Genomic DNA, 24,605 nt, shown 5'->3' on the forward strand with positions numbered 1-24,605 from the left:
GTTAAAAATTCGACATCAAATCTTTCGGGTCGTGTGGGGCCGGTCCTCCCCCGGTAACCATCCGGCCAACCTGTATAATCCCCCGGGGGGCGCCCCCCCCCCCCCGCCCCCCCCGCGGCGGGGGGGCAAAGGGGGGGGAGGGATTCCCTCTCGGCTAGTTGGAGAAATCTGCCAGCTAACGGAAACTCAATCGATAAAAAATCCCTGTCTCTTTAGAGCGGAGATCGTCAAATTGTCATTATGTCTAAATAATTTATGAATCAGCTTTGGTTTCGTCCTCTCGTTTGGATAGATTATCGTTTAGCCGTGCTATTTACGGTGATTATCCCGGCAATTTTGTTGATTTGGTCTTTATTTGCAAAAATCGAATCATTGCAGAAATTGTTGATTATCTATTGGCGAGTGGCTAGTCTTTTATTAATTACCGTATATTTAATGATCGCTTCCTGGCCGATTGGTTTTGTCACCAGTTTTTTGGCGAAGATTTTAATCCCGATTTCCCTCTGGTTTTGGGTGGATATTAACGATGAAATTAAAGATTTACCCGCCAGTCCGATTAAATTTGTCACCACTGCTTGGCGTTGGGCAGTAACTATCTATTCTCCTTTGGGTGCGATTTCTACCTTACCTTTTCTCTCCTGTGCTATGTCAGGGGAATTGCTAAATTCTCCCTATTGCCAGGTTTGGCAAGAAGCCCCCTGGCAGTTTCGCGAGATTTTTCATTCAGAAGCTACTGCTAACGTTTTGGGCTTTTTTGGTTTGGTTGGTCTCTCTTTTTATACTCTCTATTTTGCCCATTTTCTTCTTATTCGCCTCGGCAAACAGGGCCGTTCAGCTTTACAACAATAAGTTTTTAGCTATCGATAATTAGCCATTTTTCTATGAATATTGGTAAACAACTCGAACAATACACCCTCAAAAATCCCCAGGAGGTTTTATTGGTGACTATTACTGTGGATGGGGAGGAGGAAGAAATCTCTATTTTTAAAGGTTTTTCTAGTTCCCTTACCCGCAGCACCCCCTACGATCCCGATATTCCGATTATTCCTGAAACGGCGACAATTATTAGGATAGATCGTCTTGCCAGTCCCTATCATCCCCTTAACCCTCGCTATATTCAAGAAAATCTTACTTTAGAGGAAATACAGTCTTTACTGATTACTTAAATTGGTAATTTTGCTTAGATAACATCAACTTACTAGGGATCAATTTAACAGCTTTTATTGACCATCCATAAACTTTGTCTATCTAGACAAAAGGTAAATTTGCGGCGTTTTAGTGGTAAAATTACCAGGGAACGATAATCCCTGCCAGTATTCAAGCTGTCAAAGTGGATTTTCTCCCCGGCATTGATCGAGAACAATTAAAAAACTGGAGAGTAATCTGGAGAATCTATGCAACTTAACCCATCTAACCAAGAACTATTACAAATTGAGTATTTAGCTACCGCTGCCACTGGTCAAAATATGGTTAAACATCAGGGAAAAGATGTGATTGAAGGATTAACTAAAACCCCCAAAAGTTTACCATCTAAATATTTTTATGATCAGCAAGGTTCCCAACTTTTTGAAGCAATCTGTCAATTGCCAGAATACTATCCCACTAGGACAGAAGCGGCTATTCTCCAAGAATATGCTCAAGAAATTGTCGCCTATACAGGGGCTTGCGAATTGATCGAATTAGGTAGTGGTAGTTCCACTAAAACTCGTCTGTTATTGGATGCTTATTATCACCAGCAAAAATCCTCTAAATATCTACCTATTGATGTTAGTGAAACTATTCTCAAAGCTAGTGCCATAGAATTACAAAAAGAATATCCTAATTTACCCATTCAGGGGTTAATTGGAACCTATGAACAGGCCCTAGCCTATTGTCAAAACCCTTCCTATAAGACCAGAATGATTTTTTTCTTAGGAAGTTCGATCGGTAATTTTTCTGCGGCTGAATGTGATAAATTCTTAGAAAAAATTGCTACTGTTTTAAAAGCTGGAGATTATTTTTTATTGGGGATTGATCTGCAAAAACCAGTGGCAATTTTAGAAGCAGCTTATAATGATGCTCAAGGGGTGACAGCCGCTTTTAATTTAAATATGCTTTCCCATTTAAATTGGCGTTTTCAAGCTGATTTTAATCTTGATTTATTTAGTCATCAAGCTATCTATAATCAAGATCAATCTCAAATTGAAATGTATTTAATTTGTCAAAAAACTCACTCTGTTCATCTTAAAAAACTCGATTTAACGGTTAATTTTCAAGCGTCGGAAAGTATTTTAACGGAAATTTCCCGTAAATTTAACCTAGAAACTATGGAAAAAGACCTAGAATCAAAGGGATTAAAACCCCTCAAGGTTTTCAGTGATACTGAAAATTTCTTCGGTTTAATTCTCTGTCAATTATCTCTGTAAATCATGAAAACATTGTGGTCAGCAATAAAGGCATAAAAACATGGAAAAGATGCAAGCACAGGCTCCTATCTCTCTAAACAACTGTAGTCGAGAAAATATACTAGACTATTTTGAAAATGCTTGGCAATTAGAAGATATGCTGTTAAAAAGCATCATCAAAGAAGAAGCTTTTTACTGTAACCCTGACGATTTAAGAAATCCCCTCATTTTTTATTTAGGTCATGCTGCCGCTTTTTATCTGAATAAATTGCAGCTGGTTAACCTATTAAAAAAAAGCCCTAATCCTGACTACGAATTATTGTTTGGAGTGGGAGTAGATCCAGCAACTCCTGAAGAATTAAACTCTGCTATCGCCCAAATTCAGTGGCCTGGGGTGGCTAAGGTTTGGGAATATCGGCAACAAGTCTCGGAAATTGTGGTCGAAATAATTAAAAATATCCCCCTTAATCTTCCTATTCATCCTCAGCATTCTCTCTGGGCATTAATGATGGGAATTGAGCATCAGCGTGTTCACTTTGAAACATCTTCAATGTTACTCAGACAACTGCCCTTAGATTGTCTGCAACGTCCTCCAGGTTGGCATTATGCTCCTTCTTTTGGTCAAGCTTATCCTAATCAAATGGTGGAGGTTTCTGGGGGAATGGTAGAAATTGGTAAACCCCAAAATTCTCCTATTTATGGTTGGGATAACGAGTATGGTTATCGTCAAGTTCAAGTTAACAATTTTCTGGTGAGTAAATATATGATTACCAACGGAGAATTTAAAGAATTTGTCCATGATGGTGGCTACGAAAATCCCTGCTATTGGGATGAGGAAGCTTGGCAATGGAAAAATCATTATCAAGTCAAATATCCTAAATTTTGGCTGGTAGATGAGGGAGGAAATTATCAATATCGAGCCATGTTTGATGTTTTCGATTTACCTCTGGATTGGCCAGTAGAAGTTAACTATTATGAAGCAATAGCCTACTGTCGTTTTCAAGGTCAAGGAATACGTTTAATGACCGAAGCTGAGTGGAATTTAGTCACCTATGGCAGTCAAAAAAATCGAGATTACACCCTAGAAAACGATAACTTTGAGGACTATAACCTCAATTTAAAATTCTGTTCTCCCACTCCCGTAGGAATGTTAAAAAATGCTGGTAATAACTCAGAAATTTATGATTTACGCGGTAACGTCTGGGAATGGCTAGAAGATGATTTTAATCCCTTAACTGACTTTCAACCCCATTACCTATATGCTGACAATTCCACTCCTTTCTTTAATAGTCAACATAAAATGATGTTAGGAGGAGCTTGGGTGACTAACGGCACAGAAATCCTACCCTACTATCGCAATTGGTTTCGCCGGAATTTTTATCAACACGCTGGTTTTAGAATCGCGCAAAGTCTTTAGGTGGGGTGTGGGGTGTGGGGTGTGGGGTTTTACCCATTTTCAGGGGGTCAATTACCTAATTTTCAGGGAAAAAGTGCCTAATTTCCCCCCCCGATTACTGCAAAGGCCAGCACTTTTTGATGTCTTGAGATTTATTCGGCCAATCCTAGGTAATTGCCAATTAAAAAAAATTCCTGGAAGAGTCGCCCCTCGATCGCTACAATGGAACCTATTAGAATGCCGATAAACTCGATCGCCATGAATCAACCTGCAATTTTTCATCTCGCTATTCCGATCACCGATGTGTCCACCGCTAAAAGCTTTTACTGTGATGGTTTAGGTTGTTTAGCGGGAAGGGAAACCGAGAAAGCGATAATCTTAAATTTCTATGGTCATCAGGTAGTCGCTCACGTCACTGAAATGCCTCTTACTCGCCAAAATAGCATTTATCCTCGCCATTTTGGTCTAATTCTGCCGGATGCCAGGGATTGGGACAATCTTCTCGCACAAGCACGAGTCAAGCAACTAAAATTTTATCTAGAACCAAAAACTCGCTTTCATGGGGAGATAACCGAACATAAAACCTTCTTTCTGGAGGATCCCTTCTATAACCTCCTCGAATTTAAACATTATCGCCACTATGAAGCTATTTTTGCCAGTCGGCAATTAACAGCGATCGGCGATCGAGCTTAAAATAAACAACAGGGGACTTTTTTGTCAGGGGAACTTCCCTCAGATTCTCTCATCAAAACCCCAAAAACCTTGGCTGGCAATGCTCAATTCTTAGGAAATCTATGAAAAAACTTTTATTGTTAACCCTATTCATTATCGGTCTAGGATTTGCTCTCTTTAACTTTACTGGATTAGCCAATCGGGGCGAATATCAATCAATTTTAATCGACTTTAAGGACGATGTACCCGTCAGCGTCCTCGATGAGCAGTTAAATGCTATCAACAAAAAAGCGGGAAAAACCACCAGTTTAAATAGTATTTTTTCCATCGATGAACATCTTTACACCGTGGAAGGAGATAGCAAACTTCTGAAAACTCTCCGCAATTCCGACCTAAAAAAATACACCGAATCGATCGAACCCGATTATATTTATCATGCTTTTATCGCCCCTAACGACCCCAACTATAGCAAACAGTGGAACCTAAGGGGGATAAACATCGAACGCGCTTGGGAAGAAAATCAGGGACAGGGGATCACCGTCGCCGTTATTGATACAGGTGTATCAAAAGTTCCCGATCTGCGAGAAACCGAGTTTGTGGAAGGCTACGACTTCGTCAACGATCGCAGCAATGCCGAGGACGATAACGGTCACGGAACCCATGTAGCGGGAACAATTGCTCAATCGACCAATAATAACTACGGGGTGGCTGGCATCGCCTACAAAGCCAAAATTATGCCCCTCAAGGTGCTTTCCGGGACGGGTGGGGGAACCGTGGCAGATATCGCCGAAGCGATCCGTTTTGCCGTCGATAATAAAGCCGATGTCATCAATATGAGTTTAGGGGGTGGAGGGGAAACCCAAGTAATGAAAGAGGCGATCGAATATGCCTATAGTAAAGGTGTGGTAATCGTCGCCGCCGCCGGTAATGCCGATGATAATTCCGCCGCCTATCCTGCCCGTTTTCCCCACGTTATCGGCGTTTCTGCGGTAGATGCCTCCGGAAATAAAGCCCCCTATTCTAATTTCGGGGCCGGAGTCGATATTGCTGCCCCAGGCGGCTCCGATACGGGTAAAATTATCCAAGAAACCATCGATCCCGCTAACGGGGGGGAACCGGCGTTCCTCGGTTTTCAGGGAACCAGCATGGCAGCCCCTCACGTTGCTGGGGTGGTAGCTTTAATCAAAGCTGCGGGAATTAAAGAACCCAGTGCAGTTTTAGAGGTTTTGCAACAGTCAGCCCGTAAGATCAATGATGATCCCTTTAATCATTTTGGGGCCGGACAATTAGACGCGGGCAATGCCCTACAATTGGCCCTCAAAGGACAGATTACTTTCCGGGATTTTTGGCGTTGGTTGCGCGATAACGGTTATCTCAATCCCCGTTTCTGGATTGATGGCGGTGCGGTGGCGGTTTTGCCCAAAATGGCCATGGTTTTGGGTTCTTATCTCCTCGCTTGGTGGCTGAGAAATTATTTTCCCTTCTCCTGGAACGGATTTTTGAATGCTGGTCTAATTTTTGGTAGTTCTGGCTTATTTTTCCTCAGAAGTCTTTATATCTTCGATTTACCCCAATGGCCTTTCCGAGTCATGGGGAGTTCTCTTTCTGACCTAGGAGGCGTTATTCAGGGCAGTTCTGCCCTTAATCCGCTTTTTGCCAGTGTTATCCTGCCTTTTGTCCTGATTGCCCTGCTTTTAGGTCATACTCAAGCAAAATGGTTAGCGGTGGGGGTAAGTTTAGCCATGGCGGTGACTTTAGGGATCAGCGCCGTTATCGATCCTACTCTGGTCTGGTTAGGTTCTGGTAGGATCGCCCAGGCATTTTTGGGCGTAAATGCGCTTTTATGTCTCGGTTTAGGTTATTTAGCCCTAAAAAGTGCTAGTTCATCCCGATACGCTTAAACAGGGGTTACAATGGGACAACAAAGGTGATCTACCGATGAAAACCTCTTTGGTTTTGGTATCTTCCTTTTGTTTTGCATTGAGTTCTCCTACAACAGCAGCCTCGGACATTAACCGAGGTTTTTTCTTTATGGTGTATCTTAGTTTCTAAGGGTTTTTGGGGAATCCTCAATCCCTATCCCGAAAGTTTCCCCGAATATCCCCTCGAATCATCGAGTTTATCCATTGTCTCTTTTCTATGGTGTCTATCGTGTCAAATCATAAAATTCTCGTTATCGATGACAGTAAAGTGATCAGGATGCACGTTCGCGATATGTTACCGGAGGGTAACTTTGAATTCCTCGAAGCGAAAGACGGATTAGATGGCTATCATCTCATCCGCACCGAAAACCCGAATTTGATTATTTTGGACTTCCTTCTCCCAAAAATGAGCGGTTGGGAGGTGTTTCAGCAAATCCAAACCGAAGATAATCTCAAAAGTATCCCCCTAGTGTTGATGTCGGGACGGAAAGAGGAGGTAGTAGAGAAAATCCCCGAACCTTTCCAGCATTTTGCCTTTATTGAGAAGCCTTTCGACCAAAAACAATTGCTACAAGCGATTAAAGAAGCGATGGCCAAGGCCAAACAATATTCTCCCAAACCAACAGTTTCTAACCCGAAACTAGAGGAACTCACCGGGGATTATAGCACCGATATTCAGACTCTCCAGTCCCAAATTGCCCAAATGCAAACAGAAATGGAAACTATCAAAAAACAAATGTCTCAATTAGTGGCTTTTATTAAGAAAAAACTGGCCTAGAACTATTCATCCCGATCTTTGATGACTTGGGCAAGCAGTTATCCTTATCCAGCCGGGCCAATCTCTGGCTAATCTCCTATCCCTTTTCCACAGGATTTACTATAATATGAAGTGGTGTTTATTTGGTGAGTGACTAATTTATTAATTCACTGATAACTAATTATGAATTGGCAAGAAATAGCGGGTAATTGGGTTTTTCTCCCCCGTCGTCCCCGGGGTATCATTCACTTTTTAGGGGGGGCATTTGTAGCGGCAGCCCCCAATATTACCTATCGTTGGTTATTAGAAAGTCTTGGGAATTCAGGATATGCTATTGTTGCCACTCCCTTTGTTAATACCCTCGATCACAAATCGATCGCCCGCACAGTTTTAAACCGTTTTGATAATATTATTGAACGTCTGCGCTGGAATCATAGTCTGCCCCAAGGTTATCTCCCCATCTACGGATTGGGTCACAGTATGGGGTGTAAACTGCATTTATTAATCGGTAGTCTCTACGAAGTGGAACGGGAAGGAAATATCCTCATTTCCTTTAATAATTATCCGATTCGTCGGGCTATTCCCTTTATCGAACCTTTGCAAATTGACACCACTTTTAACCTTGAATTTACCCCTTCCCCCGAAGAAACAAACGAGTTAATTTTCCAAGATTATGCCATTCGTCGCAATCTTTTAATCCGTTTTCAAGACGACACGATCGATCAATCTCTGGTATTAAATCCCCTGCTAAAAAAACGCTTTAATGATTTAATTGCCCTGCGAACTCTCCCGGGTAATCATCTCACTCCCTTGAGTCAAGATGTCAGTTGGCAAACCGGAGAAGTATTTACTCCCCTTGATGCGATCGGCCAATGGTTAAAACAGGGACTTGCCCGGGATAATTCCCGTCTCAAAGATGAGATTCTCCACTGGTTAAATCCCGTCCTTCCCACCTCTCGTTAGCTTTCCTCTAGATTAATCCCTATTGCCCGTAATTGCGCCTCTATGCGGGCTAATTTTGCCTCAGCTTCCCGGGCCCGTTGCCGTTCCTGTTGGGCTTGCTGTTCGGCGGTCCTAGCCCTTTGTTCGGCTAATTCCGCTTTTTGCTTGATTTCTAGGGTGGTCAAAAACCGCGAGCCATCGGGATAAAAAATAGCTAACTGGGGACTCTCCAGTTGAAAACGAATCTGTAGAAGCGGACTCTGCCAATTATCGATCGCGGCAATCATCTCCAATTGATCACCCCTGCGCCACCAACCCTGTAGATCATTAGCATCGGGATCGTAGAGATAATATTCTTCTACGCCAAAACGCTGATAAAATTGCCATTTTCGGCGCATTTCCGCTTTTGTGTTGCCCGGAGAGAGAATTTCAAAGACTACCTGCGGCGCAATCTCGTCCTCTAACCATTGCTTATAGGAACCTCGATCGCCCTTGGGTCTGCCAAACACCACCATAGCATCCGGCGCTTGACAGGTTTTATTATCCCCCTCGACGGGATACCACAACAGATCGCCGGCGATAAACACATGGTCATTGTCTGCGAATAAACATTCGAGATTTTCCTTAATCGTCACAATCCAGCGAAACTGTTTGGTATTATCGGCCATCGGTTTACCATCACTATCGGGATAGATAATCTCCGACTCAGAGAAAGATATCGCCTTTATCATCGTTCTACTCCCTAGCGTACTAAATATTTAGTATAGCATTAAATTCCCTGACGAAAGAGGGCAAAAGCCGAGGTATAACCGTGTAAAAAAGTGCGACCGGCCACCGGCCCGATTTCTCCGTTGCAAAAGAAGCCAGCGAGGGGAACATTGGCGAAATAACGCTGAAAAAGACCCGAATCAAAGTCCGGTTTTTCGTAGAGATTTTCCCCGCGACCGAGACAGGAAAAGATTAAAGCACCTAGTACCTCTGAACTGTCGGGTTTTTCTCGGGGAAAAGCTTGCAGAAGTAATTCTAAATCTAGAGCGGAAGTGTCGGCATCGCGCAGGTGAAATTGTACCCGCTGCCCCGGACGCACTCGATCGCCAATTGCGATCGCACCTTGTCGAGGATCTACTCCCAAAACATTGCGAATTAAGAAATCCCCGGCCCGCAACTGCATTTTAAACTCATCCCTAGCAATACCGATAAAAAGGGAGTGTTGCGCTAATTCTCGGTCTTTTTCGCTTAAGGAGGCAATTAAATCCCGCAGTAGATTTAAAGGTGGTTGGGGAGTCCCATCGGCCCCTTTACCGGTCATGGAGATGATAATATTGCGTTCTCCCTCACTTACCTGATAAATCGGTCCAATGGGACGACAACCCTGGGCGACGATAGTTTCGACGATAATATTGCCAGAAAGGGCGATTCCTACGGTTCCCTGACGATAGAGATAGCTATTACGGGGTTTTTGTTGATCGTGGTAGAATAGACCCCCAGAACGTTCGATCATGCCACCACTGACTAAACCGCCGATTTTGGCCGAACCGGGGTAGGCAAAATCCAAACCCTCTAACAGATCATTAATGCGACTGGAAAAAGGATCGGCTAAAAGGATAAATTGGGGATTTTTGGCCGCTTCTACCCCTAATAATTCTGTCCAACTAGAGGGGGAACTGTCGAGATCGGGCATTTCCGCCGCTTCGATATAAAAGGGCTGCACTTCCACATCCGGCAAATGGGCGACGGTGAGACTTAAAGCCGGACTCGCTTCGATTTCTCGCGCTTTTTCCCTCTCACCCATGCCGACAATCCCCGCCCCACCGCAGCCGATCAGCACAGGAACGGGGAGTTTATCCAAGATTAAGGGAACTAAACGGGGATAGTCGCTGGCATAGGCAGAAGAAATAAAAATTATGGCTAGATCTGCCGATCCAACTAGCTTATCTTGCACTTTTTCTACTACCTCCGTCACCGCCGCTTCTAGGGAGGGACGGGTTGATAGGGCATTAATCCACTCGATGCGATTGCTCATGTTTCTTGACCCCAAATTTGGTCTCAATGGTCAAAGATGATTATCTTAACAATAAATTAACCTAAAAATCCTATCCGCGCCCCTAGATGGCCCAATAAATTGTAGAATTGTCATGACGTGAGCCAATAGGGCCGCAAGGGATTGTCAGTTATTTTAATCATATTTAATCTTAAAATAGAGAATTGTCCCCGCTAAGATAAAAGTCACAAAATTAGCGATAATAATCGGTTTACTGCTCATATAAAGACCGTAGATGAGCCAAAGAAAAACCCCCAGACAAAAGCAAATAAACATAGTTAGGGACAAGTCCTTAGCCGAACGATAACGCCAAGTTTTAATCACTTGGGGTAAAAAGGAGACAGTGGTTAATATTCCCGCCACGATCCCGATTAGTTCAATAATATTCACCGATTATCCTCTTTGCTCAGTTTCTCTCATTTTAAACTGTTGACTATCTAAATTACTGGTTAAGACGGCTCTCTCCACATCATCGGGTAAAGTGTTGGTGAATGGGAAAAAATTTCCCATTGTTTCTATTGAGCGACTACTATCACCGAAGTGCCGATTTGTACCTTTTCAAATAAAGCCTTTATATCTCGATCGCGCATCCTAACGCAACCGTGGGAGACGGCCCGGCCGATGAGATTTTCTTGGGGTGTACCGTGAAAACCGATAAAATTGGCACCATCAGTCCAAAATCCGATCCAACGCGCCCCTAAGGGGTTGTTTTTTCCCGATGGGACCAGTTGCCCGGTGAAAGGATGTTCCCAGACCGGTTCCCGCACCATCTGAATCACCCTAAATTGTCCCGTCGGGGTTTCCCAACCCGGACGACCGATCGCCACTGGGTAAGATGCAATTATTTTCTGTCCTTGGTAAACAAAAACCCGTCTTTTTTTTAAATTCAGCAGCAAACGGGTTTCCGTTCGGATTACCGTGGTTGCGGGGGGGGAATTACCGAGACTAATGGGGGGATTGAGGAAAAATTCCCCTATTCCTAGACATAAACAGAGAATTGGCAGAAAAACTCCCATCGGATACCGGCAAAGTCAAGATTTTTCATTCGTATTCTAATCTGATTGTGAAGATGTCAAACCAAAGTCGATAGGATGAACCCGAGGGGGGAGGATAAAATCGCCGTCGAGTTAGACTAATTCGGTTACACTAATCCATAGCTGGAATATTAACTTTTGTAACTATGACCGCCGCTATTGCTCTCGATCGCGTTTCTAAAATCTATAACAATCTGCCAGTAGTTAACGAGCTTTCCTTTGCCATCGAAAAAGGGGAAATCTTTGGTTTACTCGGTCCCAACGGTGCGGGAAAATCGACGACAATCCGCATGATTATCACCCTAACCGAAGCAAGTCAAGGAGAAATCGAAGTGGCGGGGTATAATGTGAAAAAATACCGCGATCAGGTGAAAAGAAATATAGGGGTAGTCTTGCAACAGATTAGCGTTGATGGGGAATTAACCGTCTGGGAAAATCTGGAATTTCACGGCCGGATGCACCATATCCCCAATCCCCAGAGACAGGAATTAATCGATCGCTATTTAGATTATGTCAGTTTAAGCGATCGAAAATCTGCCCTGGCCAAAACTCTGTCCGGAGGGATGAAACGACGTTTACAGATTGCTCGCGCCCTTCTTCACGAACCAAAAATCCTCTTTCTCGATGAACCAACTGTGGGTTTAGATCCCCAAAATCGTCGTCGTTTGTGGGAAGTAATTCGCGATTTAAACCAGCAAGGAATGACAATTTTGTTAACCACTCACTACATGGAAGAAGTGGAATTTCTCTGTCAGGATAACGCCGCAGGAAAACCGGGCAGAATTGGCATTATGGATGGGGGCAAATTAATCGAATTAGGAACTCTAGCGGATTTTCGTGCTAAGTATGGCGAGGGTTTAGTTATCAAACAAGTTGGCGATAAAATCGATTATAAATTCTTCCCCACTGTGGCCGATGCTAACTCTTATCTGGACACTTTGAGTGATAAAACTGGAGTAATGTGCCGCCCTTCCAACCTCGAAGATATCTTTGTGGAACTGACGGGACATCAATTAGATTAAATTCTGGTTTTAGCTGTTGGGAAATTATTCGGCGTTCGGTTTTTGACTGCGGTTTTTCGGAGATTAGCTGTGTTTAAATTGGCATTTATTGACTTTTAAGCTAAGACGCATTTAAACCGCTTATTCTTAGATTATCCGAACCTCCCCCAATCGCTTTACTGTTGCCTTTTGCCTCTTGCCTCGTCTCAACAAGCAATTTAAATACTTAACAACTTAGAGTCTAGGTCAATTAGCTGAGGCTGTGCCTAAAAACCGAATTCAACCCTAAAAAAAGAGGCTTTTAGCGGTTTTTAAGCTTTTTGAGCCAGATAAATGACCTAGTGGGGGAACTTTTTTCCTAGAGGGAGAGTCGTCGGAAACTGGATAAAAACTAGAGTCCCCCGTTGATCGATAGACAAAATTGACGGTAATCGTTTAGAATGAGGCACTGAATACTGACGAGATGACAATTATCCCTATGACCGATCTCCAAGCAAAAACTAGATGGTCAACAGTGCGGCGATATTACGAATTGCTTAGTGTTTTAGTGGAACGTAATCTCAAGGGACGCTATCGGGGTTCTTTTCTGGGGGTTTACTGGTCCTTGTTAAATCCCCTGATTATGACTGCACTATACACGGCAATTTTCGGCACGGTTTTCGCCTCTTATTTTGATAATTCTCTAGTTAACTATGTCCTAGCGGCTTTCACTGGTTTAGTAGTAATAAATTTCTTTAATGCTTCCACTAACCAAGCTTTACCTAGCATCGTTAGTAATGGCAGTATTTTAAATAAAATTCGTCTGCCAGTTAGCATTTTTCCCCTTTCCATGGTAGTGGCAAATATTTTTCAATTTGCTATTAGTATCTTTCCCCTTTTGGCTATAGTGACTCTCTGGAAATCTCAAAGTTTAATTAATGTAATTGCTCTGATTTTTCCTGTGATCGGTCTTTCTCTGGTTTGCACGGGAGTGGGTTTCTTTGTCAGTACCCTCTACGTTTTCTTCAGAGATTTACCCTATTTTTACGAAATTGTTTGTTTTGTCGCTTGGATTAGCAGCCCGATTTTCTATCCCCCGGAAATTATTCCTCCTTCCGTACAACCATTTCTGCTATTAAACCCATTATTACCGGTAATTGAAAGTATTCGCCAATTGTCCCTTTCTCCCGGATTACCAGATTTTGGTTTGATATTTCAATCTCTACTCGGTGGGATCATCATCTTAGGAATTGGTTGGACTTGCTTCCGACTCTGGCGACATTTATTTATGGATTTATTATAAATGACAGAAGTAATTCGACTCGATCAAGTGTCTCTCCAAAGACGCACTCAAGAAGAATTTTCCTACGATCTAAAAAGGACAATCTTCTCTATTCTTGAAGGTAAATATCGTCAACCGGCCAAAAAATTAGTGCTAGATGATATAGATTTAGTCATTAATTCTGGAGCAAAGTTAGGTATCATTGGAGCTAATGGCGCAGGAAAATCTACTCTCTTAAAAGTTATTTGTGGTATTCTGGAACCGACAAAGGGACAGGTGAGAGTTAGGGGACAAATTGCTTCTCTAATTGAATTAGGAGCGGGTTTCGATCCAGATCTACCAGTAAAAGATAATATTATTCTCTATGGGGTAATGCTGGGATTTTCTCGTCAGGAAATGAAGGAAAAAACCAAAGATATCCTCGACTTTGCTGAATTAGAAGAATACATGGGAGCGCCGGTGAAATCTCTTTCTTCCGGGATGGTGGCTCGTTTAGGATTTGCGATCGCAACAGAGGTTCACCCCGATATTCTTATTCTTGATGAAGTCCTTTCCGTCGGGGATGAAAGTTTTAAAAATAAGTGTAAACGACGTTTAAAAAAATTCTGGAATTCTAACGCTACTATTTTAGTAGTTTCCCACGATTTGACTTTAATTCAAGAGTCCTGTGACCAAGCAATTTGGCTGAATAAAGGCCAGTTGCAATGTCAGGGTGCATCGGAAGATGTAATCAAGTTTTATTTGGATTCCGTGCATCAAAATGAAGTTAATTTTTAATTAAGTAGGTAATCTCAATTAATTTATCTACGTTTGGCTCTCTTGGGTTTGGTGGGTAAAATGTATTATAGGGTACATTCCTGCTGGCGGTCGCAACGCGCTCGCTACGCGAGACCAACTGGAACGAACCACAAAGACCCAAAGGACACAAAGATTGATCGCTTCTAGATAATCTAAACTTATCACACAAAGAATAAGAGAGCCTACGTTTTACTTAGTCGAAAACGCTGTAACAAAATAAAAAACCTCGGTGTCCAGCCGAGGTAGCGCTAAGTTATGTAGGAGAACTCAAGCAAATCTGTCAATGGGGCAAACCCAAACCCCGAAAACTTTTTTAAGCTAGTAGGCCAAGTTTTTTACCGTTGTCTCGGACTCAAGGAATCATATTCTGTCCGATACTCCTCGAGACAATCTGAACTGGCTTGCTGTCTTGGCTGTTTTGCTTTAACTTTTAGTTCATGTAAATAAATGTAACAATATTTTTACAAATTGTAAAGAAGGATTGACAAAATAAAACTTATATGTTGCATAAGCTGAGTTAATATTTTTCGCCGATCGAAGCTAGGGAGGTAATATATAGGGAGATTGGTTCACTAGCGTGACAAGGTGTATCCAGAATGTCCTATTTGTTTTTATTACCACTGTTCACCGCTGCCTTGGCTGCCTATTTCTGGCAGAAGTCCAGCGATGAGATCGCTTATCTCGCCAGTGCCGCCACGGTAATTAGTTTAGTGTTGAGTCTGGTTTTAGCCCCTTGGCAGATTCAGCTATTAATTCTCTTGACAGTTGTGATTGTCGTCACATTTTTATGGCAAGGACGAGAAGAGCAAAAAAATGTCCTCGTCTCCACTCCAGAAACCGCCGGCGAGAAAAAGTACCGTGGCGCCACCTATAGGGAGCCAACAGTCGCCGAGGCTCCTGTCAAGGAGCGAGGGGGTAAATATCGCGGTGCGGAGGTTAAAATCACCAATAATCCCAGGGTAGCTAACCCAATTCGCTCCTCATCTCTCAAATATCGCGGCGCTGGTTCAGGAAACAAAGACCAGTAATCAGTTATCAGTAATCAGCCATCAGATCAGGTGAGAGAACATTAGTCATAAGTAGGGGCTGCTGAAAAAGTTTTTCAGCAGCCCCTACTTAGCTTAGCTGCCCAGTATTGCCGTCTGAGTGCGCGTCGGGGCAAAAACCTGCTGCCGTTGCTGTCGCTCATTCTATCCTGGTGATTGCTTATCATACTAAATCCTTTGAGTATAGGCTACATATCAGGACAGGCACTCATGCAAGAGGCACTCATGCAAAACGGAGAATAAATAAGTAGTCGTGCAAAATTAATTTCCTAGTGAAGATAGGCACTCATGCAAGAGGCAAGAGGTGTTTAGATATGTGTAATTAATTTTGCTTAGGTACTTAATCAGTTTTTAATAACCAGATTTAGTATCATCTTATCTCTCGTCAAGAACCTTCCCTAGATTTAGGGGCTGATTATTTTGACCAATAACGACCCGAAAGTGCGAAAAAACGTCTGGTTAAAAGTTTGGAGAAGCTTGGTTATCAAGTTACTCTTGAGTCTTTGGCGGTTGTTTCTTAAATTGGTCTAAAATACGGGTAAATCTGGCTGTTATCCTTGAAGACAGCGGCCAAATCGTTCATAACGCTTTTTAGTTGCGTTATCATTTTCTAGTCAGTCCCGATGAAAAAATTTTCACCCCCACAGAGGAAAGAGATTTCCTTCCCTACACCCGACACCCCACACCCTACACCCCACACCCTCTTTCCAGTCAGGAGGCAAAAGGCAAGAGGCAAGAGGCAAAAGTCAAATTTTGCCAAAACAGAAAATCTCCTCTTATGGTATATAAAGTAAAGGATTATTAAGCTTCGCAGAAGTTTATTAATTAAAGTTCAAAATATATTGACAAAAAAATTGGCTTGTGGTAGGGAGCAGAATTTAGCCAAACCTCCTAGCTGATTTCTTGTCAAAGGTTCACCTAAGTGTAATTGGAGATTTCATGACGGCAACGACGGATAAATTGCCTGGGGAGTTGATCACCTCGATCGAGCCAGACTTTAAACTGAAAGATATTATTAAAAGCATTCCCAAAGAATATTTCCAGAAAGACCCTGTTAAGGCTTGGTTGGGAGTGATTATGAATATTTTGGCGGTAATTGCGGGTTATGCGATGCTAGTTTATTCTCCCTGGTATTTACTGCCTTTAGCTTGGATTTTCACTGGTACAGCCTTAACGGGATTTTTTGTGATCGCGCATGATTGCGGTCATCGGTCTTTTTCTAATCGACGCTGGGTTAATGATCTTGTCGGTCATATTTTCCTGTTACCGCTTATCTATCCCTTCCACTGCTGGCGTTTCCTGCACGATCGCCATCATGCTAAAACTAACATGGTAACTATAGATAATGCTTGGGATCCGTGGGAATTAGAAGCTTTTAACTCGGCCAATCCCCTAGTGCGTCTCTTTTATCGCGGCATTCGCGGACGTTTCTGGTGGCTCGGTTCGATCGCCCACTGGGCTATTCTACACTTCAATATCGAACAATTCAAGGAGAACGAACGGGAAAAAGCGCGCTTTTCGATGATTGTAGTTCTGGTTTTTGGCGCTATTTTTTTCCCAACCCTCATTTTCTACACTGGTGTCTGGGGATTGGTTAAATTTTGGGTGGTGCCTTGGTTTGTCTATCATTTTTGGATGAGTACCTTTACCCTTGTCCATCACACAGATCCCGATATTCAATTTTTCCATCCCGAGGACTGGAATCAAGCTTTAGCGCAACTAGAAGGAACGGTTCACTGTAGCTATCCCCGTTGGGTAGAAATTCTCTGTCACGATATTAATGTCCATATCCCCCATCATATCTCGACGGCGATTCCTTCCTATAACCTCCGCAAAGTTCACGCTAGTCTCCAAGAAAATTGGGGTAGTCACCTAAAAGAAACTGAGTTTTCTTGGCCATTAATGAAACGAATTGTTGATTATTGCCATATTTTCGACTCCGAAACCGCCTACAAAACCTTTAAGGAAAGCCGCGGTTAAATCAGTTATCAGTTATCAGTTATCAGTTATCAGTTATCAGTTATCAGTGGGTAAGTTGTCAGTGATCAGATTTGAGTTTTAAGTGACAGTATTAAATATCAGTTATCAGTTATCAGTTATCAGTGATCAGATTTGAGTTTTAAGTGACAGTATTAAATATCAGTTATCAGTTATCATACTAAATTCGGTTATTAAAAACTGATTATTTATTCCCCCTTTTGCCTCTTGCCTTCTGCCTCTTGCCTCTCCTGATATGTAGCATATACTCAACGGATTTAGTATCAGTTGTCAGTGATCAGATTTGAGTTTTAAGTGACAGTATTAAATAGAAGTTTCCTCCTGTCTTTTCACTGATTACTGTTGACTGAGCACTGAAAAAAGCTCCCTGCTCCCCAATTTATAATTCATAATTCATAATTCATAAGGAAAGATTACCAGGAACTGCGTTTACCATTGGGCATAACTGTTAACCAATTGGTTTTTGCTAGGGCGATTTGTTCTGGAGTTACTTGGGCATCAGAGAGATTAGCACCGCAAAGATTAGCGTTTTTGAGATGAGCATAGCGAAGATTGGCTCCGATAAGATTCGCCCCGCGTAAATCGGCTCCTTCGAGGTCTGCATAACCGAGATAGGCATTATTTAAATTGGTACTTTTGAGAATAGCTTGACTGAGATTAGCCCGGCCTAGATCCGCCTTGGACAGATCTGCCCCTTGTAAATTAGCTCCTGTTAATTTGGATTGACAGAAATTTACGCCCAAAAGTTTTGCTTTGGCAAGATTGAGATTCGGTAATTCCTCTTGGGCGAAATTGCGCCGGCCGTTATTGTAAGCATCGAGAATCGCTTTTTCATCTAAGCGACGTTTTTTCTTCAGTAAGGTTATATCTGTGCTGCTGCGGGCTTGACCCCTAGATAATACATTTGTATTAATTATTTGAAGAGCCATCTGTCCGTCCAGCATATTATTTGGAGAGGCCTCCCGATTTTTATTTTTGGGGCGAAATTTAGAATTGAGAGGGGCAGAAACGGAGAAATTACCCATCGGACTTGAATCTTCTGGAGGTTTCAGGGGAGTCCCCACTGGAGCAGCGATTAAACTTTGGGCTAGACTATCGGCATAAGCGGTCATGTCTAAAGCATCCATTACCTCTTGGGCGGATTTGTAGCGATGACGGACAGAGACTTCCAGCATTCTTTTCAGGACTTTAGCAAACTGGGGACTCACCTGGACTAATTTTTCCCAGAGTAATTCACCTGTATTAACATCAACTTCGATCGCTTTAGGGGATTTGCCCGTGAGTAGATAGAGACAGGTAACTCCCACTGCGTAGATATCACTAGCATAGACGGGACGCATAGCCATCTGTTCGGGAGGGGCAAAACCTTGGGTCCCCACGGCAAAATTAGTCAAAGCGGTTTGAGAATCGGCATTGGCAATGACGGTATTAACTTGATTTTTGACGGCCCCAAAGTCAATCAGAACCAATTTTCGGTCTGTTTGCCGACGAATTAGGTTAGCGGGTTTGATATCCCGATGAATTACCTTTCGCTCGTGGACATATTGCAAAATTGGCAACAGTTCACTTAAAAACTGTTTGACTCCCGCTTCGCTAAACGGTCCGCGTTTTTTTACCTCTTGGTGCAGGTTATGACCTTTAACGTATTCTTGAACTAGATAAAACTGTTGATTATCTTCAAAATAGTCCAATAATCGGGGAATCTGCGGATGAACGCCCAGTTTTGCCAAGGTTTCGGCTTCTCGGTCAAAAAGTTCCCTGGCCATGGCAAAAACATTAGGATCGTCAGTGGAAGGTCGCAGTTGTTTGACCACACAGATGGGTTTACCCGGTAGGGACAAATCCGATGAGACAAAAGTTGTCCCAAACCCTCCTTTCGCCAAAATGCCTAGGGTTTGATAGCGGTCGTGCAGAAGAAGTTTTGAGCCGCAACTCTCGCAGATTAACGCTGTCGGGTCGTTTTTCGGTTGAGAACAGTTGGGATTAAGGCAGTAGGTCATCGAGAGTCACCAATTGACCGATACTTTTTGGCTAACAGATAAGCTGTTCGTAATTTAAATTGCTTGTTGAGACGAGGCAAGAGGCAAGAGGCAAGAGGCAACAGTAAAGGGATTGAGGGAGATTCGGCTAATCTTAAGAATAAGCACTTTAAATGCGTCTTAGCTTACTAACAATGCACTTTTAGGAGATTCTCATTCTCCTCGAGAGGGGGCATCTCCCAAAGTCTCAAACCAGAGGACTGAGACAATCAAAGCGCTTGTGTCGTTTTGGTTATCGACTAAAACAGCGCCTTTTTTGTGTCATTGCTTAGTTAACGCAGGGGCAACTTATCAAGACAGGGGTTGCTCCTTAACTGGGATTCTTACCTAATCCTCCCCAGTTTATCACAGATTTTAAAATTGGCTACTGGTGTCAATTGTCAACTAATGTTAGCTTTTGTTGATAATTCATCACCGCTAATCACCTTTTCACTTTCATCAAAGCGGCCCGGGCCTGTTCGCGGTCATCGAAATGGATTTTTTCCGTCCCCAAAATTTGATAATCTTCATGACCTTTACCCGCAATAATTACCCCGTCTCCCGGTTGTGCTGCTTGAATCGCCGTGTCAATGGCCAAAGCGCGATCGCTAATTACCTGCACGGTAATTTCTGGGGGAATGCCAGCGATAATATCCTCAAGGATTCGTTCGGGAGACTCTGTGCGGGGATTATCGGAGGTAACTATGGCTAAATCTGCTAATTCTGCGGCTATTTTCCCCATTAACGGTCGTTTTGTCCGATCTCGATCGCCGCCACAACCAAAAACACAAATCATCCGACCGGAAATAAAAGGCCGGGAAGCTTTTAAAACATTCTCTAAACTGTCGGGAGTATGGGCATAATCGACAATGACGCTGATATCTTGGTCAGGCGCGATGCTAACCCGTTCCATCCGCCCCGGTACTCCTGAAAATTGGGGAATTTGGGCGATTACTGTCTCTAAATCTACACCACATTCTAACACTGCCGCCACCGCCGCCAAGAGGTTAGCTAGATTATATTGACCCACCAGAGGGGAAGCAAAGGCTATTTCTCCTTGGGGAGTCACCATCACCCCTTCCACTCCCGTGGGTTGATAGTGTAAATCCTTAGTATAAAAATCGGCACTAGCATCGGACACACTATAGGTTAAAACCTGTTGGGGAGACAGGGAGGCCGCTAAACGTTGACCATATTCATCATCAAGGTTAATAATCGCCTTACCTTGCAGATAATCGGGACTAAATAATTTAGCTTTAGCGGCAAAATAATCCTCCATATCGAGGTGATAATCGAGATGGTCCCGGGTGAGATTAGTAAATACCGTCACGGGAAAAGTACAACCCTGTACCCGTCCCTGGGCCAGTGCATGGGAACTAACTTCCATGACGGCGATTTCATTGCCGGCGCTCACCGCTTTGGCTAAACTAGCTTGTAACTCGTTAGCGAAAGGGGTGGTATGATTAGCGGTTTCTTGGAATCCTTGCCAACGGGTGTAAAGAGTCCCGAATAACGCGGTGGCAATCCCCGCTTGGCTGAGAAAATATTCAATTAAATGGGTGGTGGTGGTTTTGCCGTTGGTTCCCGTCACACCGATTAATTTTAGGGTAAGGGCCGGATAATGATAGAATTTAGCAGCGATCGCAGCAGTGGCAGTAACTAAATCTGCCACAACGATTACGCAAGCATCCTCCGGGGGGGGAAATTTAGCAGCGGCTGCCGGGGAGATAAGCGCCGCTACGGCCCCGCTTTCCAAAGCAGAACGCCAAAATTCGCCGCCATCGACGCGAGTACCGGGTAAACCGATAAATAAATCTCCCGGTTGACAAGCATGGGAATTGGTAGAAATTCCTGTAATCTCGGTAATAGAAGCGATAGGAGAAGAAATCGGGGAAACCAGAGGGATAGTTGTTAAAAGTTCTTGTAGTTTCATAGTCAGGATTGAATCTAGGGATTGCTGCTTTTAGATTAGCCGATTATCAAAGAGGTTCCTAGTCCGAAATGGGGAAGTGGGGTAGTGGGGTAGTGGGGAGATGGGAATTATGAATTATGAATTATGAATTATGAATTATGAATTGGGGAGAAGGGAGTGGGAAGTGGGGAGATGGGGAAGTGGGGAAGTGGGGTAGTGGGGAGATGGGAATTATGAATTATGAATTATGAATTATGAATTATGAATTGGGGAGAAGGGAGTGGGAAGTGGGGAGATGGGGAAGTGGGGAAGTGGGGAGATGGGAATTATGAATTATGAATTATGAATTGGGGAGAAGGGAGTGGGTAGTGGGGAAGTGGGGTAGTGGGGTAGTGGGGTAGTGGGGAGATGGGAATTATGAATTATGAATTATGAATTATGAATTATGAATTGGGGAGAAGGGAGTGGGAAGTGGGGAAGTGGGGTAGTGGGGAAGTGGGGTAGTGGGGTAGTGGGGAGATGGGAATTATGAATTATGAATTATGAATTATGAATTGGGGAGAAGGGAGTGGGAAGTGGGGAGATGGGGAAATGGGGAAGTGGGGAAGCTGTCCCATCACCCTATCACCCCAAAACCCTATCACCCTATCACCCCAAAACCCTATCACCCTATCACCCTATCTCCTGCCTCCTGATATCTGCGATAAGCTAAAAAAAACAAGGCTATAGCTTGTCAACTGTTGACGATTTTCTGCTGACGATTTTCGGGATACTTATATGCAATTCGTCGATTTTCTGGCTCTCATTCATCCTATCCTAGCGATAGTGGTCGTTTTCCCTATTATCGGCCTCGTAGTTAACTTTGCTTGGCAAACCCGTCAACGTCGCCTAGAAACCAACGCGGGAAATAAAAGTAAAATTCCCCCAATGGTCGGGCCAGAACATCTACGCTTAGGCCGCTGGTTAACGGGTACAGTGGTAGGGGTTAACCTGTTAGCACTAGCTTACTCGGTCGTTTACGGTTTTAATGGTTTTGTCGATAAACAAAAAGACGGAAAATTAGACTCCTTTCAGGTCATTTTTGTGATTTTGATGTTTTTTGTCACCATTGCCTCTTTGGTCTGTCTCTACCGCGCTAGACAAGCTCTCTGGCGCGGAATTTTTGCCACCTTGACTGGCATCGGTTTAATTATTATCGGTTCTCAGGATGGGGTCTGGCGACTCTCGGACCAATGGTACTGGTCTCACTACTATATCGGCATGGCGGCATCATTACTGATGATTTTCTCTCTGGCCATTGTCGAAGATATCTATAAAGACCGTTCCCATCGTTGGCGCATCGCCCATACAATTCTCAATTGTATCGCTCTGGCTCTCTTTCTGGGACAAGCCATGACTGGTTCGAGGGATTTGCTGGAAATTCCCCTCAGTTGGCAAAAACCGGCAATTTATCGCTGTGATTTCACCAATAAAACCTGTCCTGAACCGAAATCCTCAACCCCCCCCATCAACCCGATAAGTTAAACTTTTTTAGGGACTGGGAGAGGGTGAAGGAGTCGGGAAATTAATCACACTCAGATTCATCCGGAGCGGTATCGATGGGTTCCTCACACCAATTGGCAATCTTATCAAGTTGGGGAAATTGGGGTTTCAGGTCATAGATTAATTCAGTCCATTCTACCCCTTGGGTCACAGCAACAGCACCGCTATTTGAGTCACAGTCTGTAATTTCGCCCCAATTTTTACCCCAGGCAGCACCGATGAAAGTACCAGTACCGGTTTTACCGAGGGAATAGTCAGGAGCAAAGATAAACGCTTGTAGTGTTTGGTCTCCTCTCAGACAAATTTGCGGCGCAGCGGAACCTAATCCATTATCGGCATAAATTTGTAGATTGCCCGGTTTACAGCCAGTCACACTACCACAGTCGTGTTCGATGGCACCGTTAATATTACCTCTAACATAGAAAACTACCCGTTGCCCCGGAGTAATGGTAATCTTCTCGTCATCTTCCTCATCCAAGTTGATATTATCAACGATATACTCGTACACTCCGCTGGGAGATGCTGTGTCTCCCGTTCTGGGAAAAGTTTCAGAACTGGTAAGTGCCAGGTTTTTCTGCTCATCGCGAAGGCCAGTGGGAATCGGCGGTAAATTGGGGAAAGGGACATCGACAAATTGTGCCGTGTAGGGGGGATTGAGTGCGGGTGTGGGCGGTTCAATCTTATCTTGTTCAGCCTCACATTCTGGACTCACCACCTCCTCCACCACATCCCCTTGAAATCTACTAGCACCATCGTCCGCCGTTCCCTCACTTATCCATAAAGCTGGGACCGTGCTGCGGTTAAATGCGCGGGTAGGGGCATCAAGAATAGGGATAGTTACCACCACGCGGTTACGGGAGGCGGCATTATCGTCACTATCTATATCCGGACCAGTGTTAGTTAGGTCTGTTGCGGCACTGATGCGAGAACGTCCTTCGAGGGTGAGAACTCCCTTACCAGGACCAGTACTATAATCGTATCCAACCACGCGATAATAACGATTATTACCGAGCTCAAACCATGTATTTGCGCTCAAACCTCTTAATTCATTGATTTTTGCCGTCAAGGTATCAGCATCGTTGGGATTACTGCAGGAGGAAGCGGCGTCGACTAATTTTTTTAAATGTCTTTGTAAATTGGTACTGGGATTAGCAACCACTTCGGCGTTCTGCCAACAATCGCCACCGGAAGTACAATTACTATCAACCGTCGCCATAACTCGCACGCTATTAAGTAAATCCTGCACGCGAGCCACTCCAGTTTCGGAACTTGTTAAAGCATCAGCCCGGACTTTTTGGGCAATTACTTTCGATTGGTCCCCTTGGGCGCGCATGATCATAGTCATTCCTGTCACCATCAGGATAAGTCCAATTAACACGGCAAGGGGCAAGGCAAACCCTTTTTCCCTATTAGCCATCAGGTGAAGGCATAAACGATTGTTCATAAGCCAGTCCATCTAAGAATGGTTACCTTTATTATACTAACAAGTAGCTGGTTATAATTAAATTGAAGATGTATCCTCCCTGCCTCCCTTGATAACGGGGGTGCAGATTCTCCCTTATTAAGCGCGGTATCTGACAGTTTTTAACACCTAACTACTGATCAAGTTTTGGTCAAGTGACAACTGTGATAATACAGGGATAACACTGTGAGTAAAATCACAGACAAAAGCCAGTTGATACGATAATCAGCCAATAATTTTTCGATAAGTATGTAGGCGTTAAAAATTATCAGATGCCCCCCTTGATAACCTATCCATTAGTCACATCTTTCTTAACATAAAATTTGACAAAAAGAGAAAAGTGTGCCAGATGGCTCAAGGGGGTTCTATGGGGGGACTAATTTGATGAGATAGTTTCCAAGTCTGGCTGATATCATGTA

At 43.5% G+C, this 24,605-nt stretch carries 21 protein-coding genes; 14 read left to right on the forward strand and 7 right to left on the reverse strand.

The window, feature by feature from the left end:
* The first annotated feature begins 255 nt into the window (after window positions 1-255).
* The 8 genes from ACE1AQ_RS13460 to ACE1AQ_RS13495 all read left to right on the forward strand — a co-directional run bounded on the left by ACE1AQ_RS13460 (window position 256) and on the right by ACE1AQ_RS13495 (window position 8,094).
* A complete protein-coding gene (locus ACE1AQ_RS13460) occupies window positions 256-849 on the forward strand; it encodes a DUF3177 family protein (RefSeq protein ID WP_002740183.1) in 594 nt (197 codons plus the stop codon).
* 32 nt (window positions 850-881) lie between these two features.
* The gene (locus ACE1AQ_RS13465; RefSeq protein WP_008197515.1) at window positions 882-1,166 is read left to right on the forward strand and encodes a hypothetical protein; all 285 of its coding nucleotides are present in this window, start codon (window positions 882-884) and stop codon (window positions 1,164-1,166) included.
* A gap of 228 nt (window positions 1,167-1,394) precedes the next feature.
* Entirely contained in the window at window positions 1,395-2,405 is a 1,011-nt protein-coding gene (egtD, locus tag ACE1AQ_RS13470) for an L-histidine N(alpha)-methyltransferase (protein WP_008197517.1), read from the forward strand.
* A 40-nt stretch (window positions 2,406-2,445) separates the two neighbouring features.
* The gene (ovoA, locus tag ACE1AQ_RS13475; RefSeq protein WP_008197519.1) at window positions 2,446-3,801 is read left to right on the forward strand and encodes a 5-histidylcysteine sulfoxide synthase; all 1,356 of its coding nucleotides are present in this window, start codon (window positions 2,446-2,448) and stop codon (window positions 3,799-3,801) included.
* Window positions 3,802-4,038: 237 nt separating this feature from the next.
* Window positions 4,039-4,473 (forward strand): VOC family protein, encoded by a 435-nt coding sequence (locus tag ACE1AQ_RS13480; protein ID WP_039899529.1) that lies wholly within the window; start codon window positions 4,039-4,041, stop codon window positions 4,471-4,473.
* 101 nt (window positions 4,474-4,574) lie between these two features.
* Entirely contained in the window at window positions 4,575-6,353 is a 1,779-nt protein-coding gene (locus ACE1AQ_RS13485; protein WP_110545418.1) for a S8 family peptidase, read from the forward strand.
* 250 nt (window positions 6,354-6,603) lie between these two features.
* Window positions 6,604-7,152, forward strand: coding sequence for a response regulator (locus ACE1AQ_RS13490; RefSeq protein WP_039899531.1), 549 nt, complete (start codon window positions 6,604-6,606; stop codon window positions 7,150-7,152).
* Between the two features lie 162 nt (window positions 7,153-7,314).
* The gene (locus ACE1AQ_RS13495) at window positions 7,315-8,094 is read left to right on the forward strand and encodes a DUF1350 family protein (protein WP_008197527.1); all 780 of its coding nucleotides are present in this window, start codon (window positions 7,315-7,317) and stop codon (window positions 8,092-8,094) included.
* Here the strand turns inward: ACE1AQ_RS13495 and ACE1AQ_RS13500 are convergent.
* From ACE1AQ_RS13500 to ACE1AQ_RS13515, 4 genes are all read right to left on the reverse strand, one after another.
* Window positions 8,091-8,804 (reverse strand): Uma2 family endonuclease, encoded by a 714-nt coding sequence (locus tag ACE1AQ_RS13500; RefSeq protein ID WP_008197529.1) that lies wholly within the window; start codon window positions 8,802-8,804, stop codon window positions 8,091-8,093. The two genes, ACE1AQ_RS13495 and ACE1AQ_RS13500, sit on opposite strands and share 4 nt — an antisense overlap.
* Before the next feature lie 38 nt (window positions 8,805-8,842).
* On the reverse strand, window positions 8,843-10,096 hold the full coding sequence (locus ACE1AQ_RS13505) for an FIST N-terminal domain-containing protein (RefSeq protein WP_008197531.1): 1,254 nt from the start codon (window positions 10,094-10,096) through the stop codon (window positions 8,843-8,845).
* A 153-nt stretch (window positions 10,097-10,249) separates the two neighbouring features.
* A complete protein-coding gene (locus tag ACE1AQ_RS13510) occupies window positions 10,250-10,504 on the reverse strand; it encodes a SemiSWEET transporter (protein WP_008197533.1) in 255 nt (84 codons plus the stop codon).
* Window positions 10,505-10,629: 125 nt separating this feature from the next.
* Entirely contained in the window at window positions 10,630-11,130 is a 501-nt protein-coding gene (locus ACE1AQ_RS13515) for a L,D-transpeptidase (protein WP_008197539.1), read from the reverse strand.
* A 164-nt stretch (window positions 11,131-11,294) separates the two neighbouring features.
* On the opposite strand from ACE1AQ_RS13515, the gene ACE1AQ_RS13520 reads away from it, so the two are divergent.
* From ACE1AQ_RS13520 to ACE1AQ_RS13540, 5 genes are all read left to right on the forward strand, one after another.
* Window positions 11,295-12,170, forward strand: coding sequence for an ABC transporter ATP-binding protein (locus ACE1AQ_RS13520; RefSeq protein WP_008197541.1), 876 nt, complete (start codon window positions 11,295-11,297; stop codon window positions 12,168-12,170).
* 457 nt (window positions 12,171-12,627) lie between these two features.
* Window positions 12,628-13,431 (forward strand): ABC transporter permease, encoded by an 804-nt coding sequence (locus ACE1AQ_RS13525; protein ID WP_008197544.1) that lies wholly within the window; start codon window positions 12,628-12,630, stop codon window positions 13,429-13,431.
* Window positions 13,432-14,187, forward strand: coding sequence for an ABC transporter ATP-binding protein (locus tag ACE1AQ_RS13530; RefSeq protein WP_008197546.1), 756 nt, complete (start codon window positions 13,432-13,434; stop codon window positions 14,185-14,187).
* 617 nt (window positions 14,188-14,804) lie between these two features.
* Window positions 14,805-15,236, forward strand: a complete 432-nt coding sequence (locus tag ACE1AQ_RS13535; RefSeq protein ID WP_008197548.1) for a DUF4278 domain-containing protein — start codon at window positions 14,805-14,807, stop codon at window positions 15,234-15,236.
* A 957-nt stretch (window positions 15,237-16,193) separates the two neighbouring features.
* Window positions 16,194-17,234: a fatty acid desaturase gene (locus tag ACE1AQ_RS13540; RefSeq protein WP_008197550.1), complete on the forward strand. Its 1,041-nt coding sequence runs from the start codon at window positions 16,194-16,196 to the stop codon at window positions 17,232-17,234.
* Between the two features lie 431 nt (window positions 17,235-17,665).
* On the opposite strand, the gene ACE1AQ_RS13545 is transcribed toward ACE1AQ_RS13540, so the two are convergent.
* Window positions 17,666-19,252, reverse strand: a complete 1,587-nt coding sequence (locus ACE1AQ_RS13545) for a serine/threonine-protein kinase (RefSeq protein WP_110545420.1) — start codon at window positions 19,250-19,252, stop codon at window positions 17,666-17,668.
* Between the two features lie 460 nt (window positions 19,253-19,712).
* Window positions 19,713-21,203, reverse strand: a complete 1,491-nt coding sequence (locus ACE1AQ_RS13550; RefSeq protein ID WP_106908600.1) for a UDP-N-acetylmuramoyl-L-alanyl-D-glutamate--2,6-diaminopimelate ligase — start codon at window positions 21,201-21,203, stop codon at window positions 19,713-19,715.
* Window positions 21,204-21,959: 756 nt separating this feature from the next.
* Here ACE1AQ_RS13550 and ACE1AQ_RS13555 point away from each other — a divergent pair.
* Window positions 21,960-22,706, forward strand: a complete 747-nt coding sequence (locus tag ACE1AQ_RS13555) for a DUF4079 domain-containing protein (protein ID WP_008197555.1) — start codon at window positions 21,960-21,962, stop codon at window positions 22,704-22,706.
* 40 nt (window positions 22,707-22,746) lie between these two features.
* On the opposite strand, the gene ACE1AQ_RS13560 is transcribed toward ACE1AQ_RS13555, so the two are convergent.
* Complete coding sequence (locus tag ACE1AQ_RS13560; RefSeq protein ID WP_110545425.1) at window positions 22,747-24,168, reverse strand: hypothetical protein; 1,422 nt, start codon at window positions 24,166-24,168, stop codon at window positions 22,747-22,749.
* Window positions 24,169-24,605: the final 437 nt, after the last annotated feature.

This window comes from Microcystis sp. BLCC-F209 (assembly GCF_041928595.1).
Taxonomy (GTDB): domain Bacteria; phylum Cyanobacteriota; class Cyanobacteriia; order Cyanobacteriales; family Microcystaceae; genus Microcystis.

Bases quoted from the DNA above. Each gene is read 5' to 3' on its own strand.
- ACE1AQ_RS13555 (WP_008197555.1), top strand. From the start codon at position 21,960: ATGCAATTCGTCGATTTTCTGGCTCTCATTCATCCTATCCTAGCGATA.
- egtD (WP_008197517.1), top strand. From the start codon at position 1,395: ATGCAACTTAACCCATCTAACCAAGAACTATTACAAATTGAGTATTTA.
- ACE1AQ_RS13465 (WP_008197515.1), top strand. From the start codon at position 882: ATGAATATTGGTAAACAACTCGAACAATACACCCTCAAAAATCCCCAG.
- ACE1AQ_RS13535 (WP_008197548.1), top strand. From the start codon at position 14,805: ATGTCCTATTTGTTTTTATTACCACTGTTCACCGCTGCCTTGGCTGCC.
- ACE1AQ_RS13540 (WP_008197550.1), top strand. From the start codon at position 16,194: ATGACGGCAACGACGGATAAATTGCCTGGGGAGTTGATCACCTCGATC.
- ACE1AQ_RS13520 (WP_008197541.1), top strand. From the start codon at position 11,295: ATGACCGCCGCTATTGCTCTCGATCGCGTTTCTAAAATCTATAACAAT.
- ACE1AQ_RS13480 (WP_039899529.1), top strand. From the start codon at position 4,039: ATGAATCAACCTGCAATTTTTCATCTCGCTATTCCGATCACCGATGTG.
- ACE1AQ_RS13530 (WP_008197546.1), top strand. From the start codon at position 13,432: ATGACAGAAGTAATTCGACTCGATCAAGTGTCTCTCCAAAGACGCACT.
- ACE1AQ_RS13495 (WP_008197527.1), top strand. From the start codon at position 7,315: ATGAATTGGCAAGAAATAGCGGGTAATTGGGTTTTTCTCCCCCGTCGT.
- ACE1AQ_RS13515 (WP_008197539.1), bottom strand. From the start codon at position 11,130: ATGGGAGTTTTTCTGCCAATTCTCTGTTTATGTCTAGGAATAGGGGAA.
- ACE1AQ_RS13560 (WP_110545425.1), bottom strand. From the start codon at position 24,168: ATGAACAATCGTTTATGCCTTCACCTGATGGCTAATAGGGAAAAAGGG.
- ovoA (WP_008197519.1), top strand. From the start codon at position 2,446: ATGGAAAAGATGCAAGCACAGGCTCCTATCTCTCTAAACAACTGTAGT.
- ACE1AQ_RS13545 (WP_110545420.1), bottom strand. From the start codon at position 19,252: ATGACCTACTGCCTTAATCCCAACTGTTCTCAACCGAAAAACGACCCG.
- ACE1AQ_RS13460 (WP_002740183.1), top strand. From the start codon at position 256: ATGAATCAGCTTTGGTTTCGTCCTCTCGTTTGGATAGATTATCGTTTA.
- ACE1AQ_RS13505 (WP_008197531.1), bottom strand. From the start codon at position 10,096: ATGAGCAATCGCATCGAGTGGATTAATGCCCTATCAACCCGTCCCTCC.
- ACE1AQ_RS13485 (WP_110545418.1), top strand. From the start codon at position 4,575: ATGAAAAAACTTTTATTGTTAACCCTATTCATTATCGGTCTAGGATTT.
- ACE1AQ_RS13500 (WP_008197529.1), bottom strand. From the start codon at position 8,804: ATGATAAAGGCGATATCTTTCTCTGAGTCGGAGATTATCTATCCCGAT.
- ACE1AQ_RS13525 (WP_008197544.1), top strand. From the start codon at position 12,628: ATGACCGATCTCCAAGCAAAAACTAGATGGTCAACAGTGCGGCGATAT.
- ACE1AQ_RS13550 (WP_106908600.1), bottom strand. From the start codon at position 21,203: ATGAAACTACAAGAACTTTTAACAACTATCCCTCTGGTTTCCCCGATT.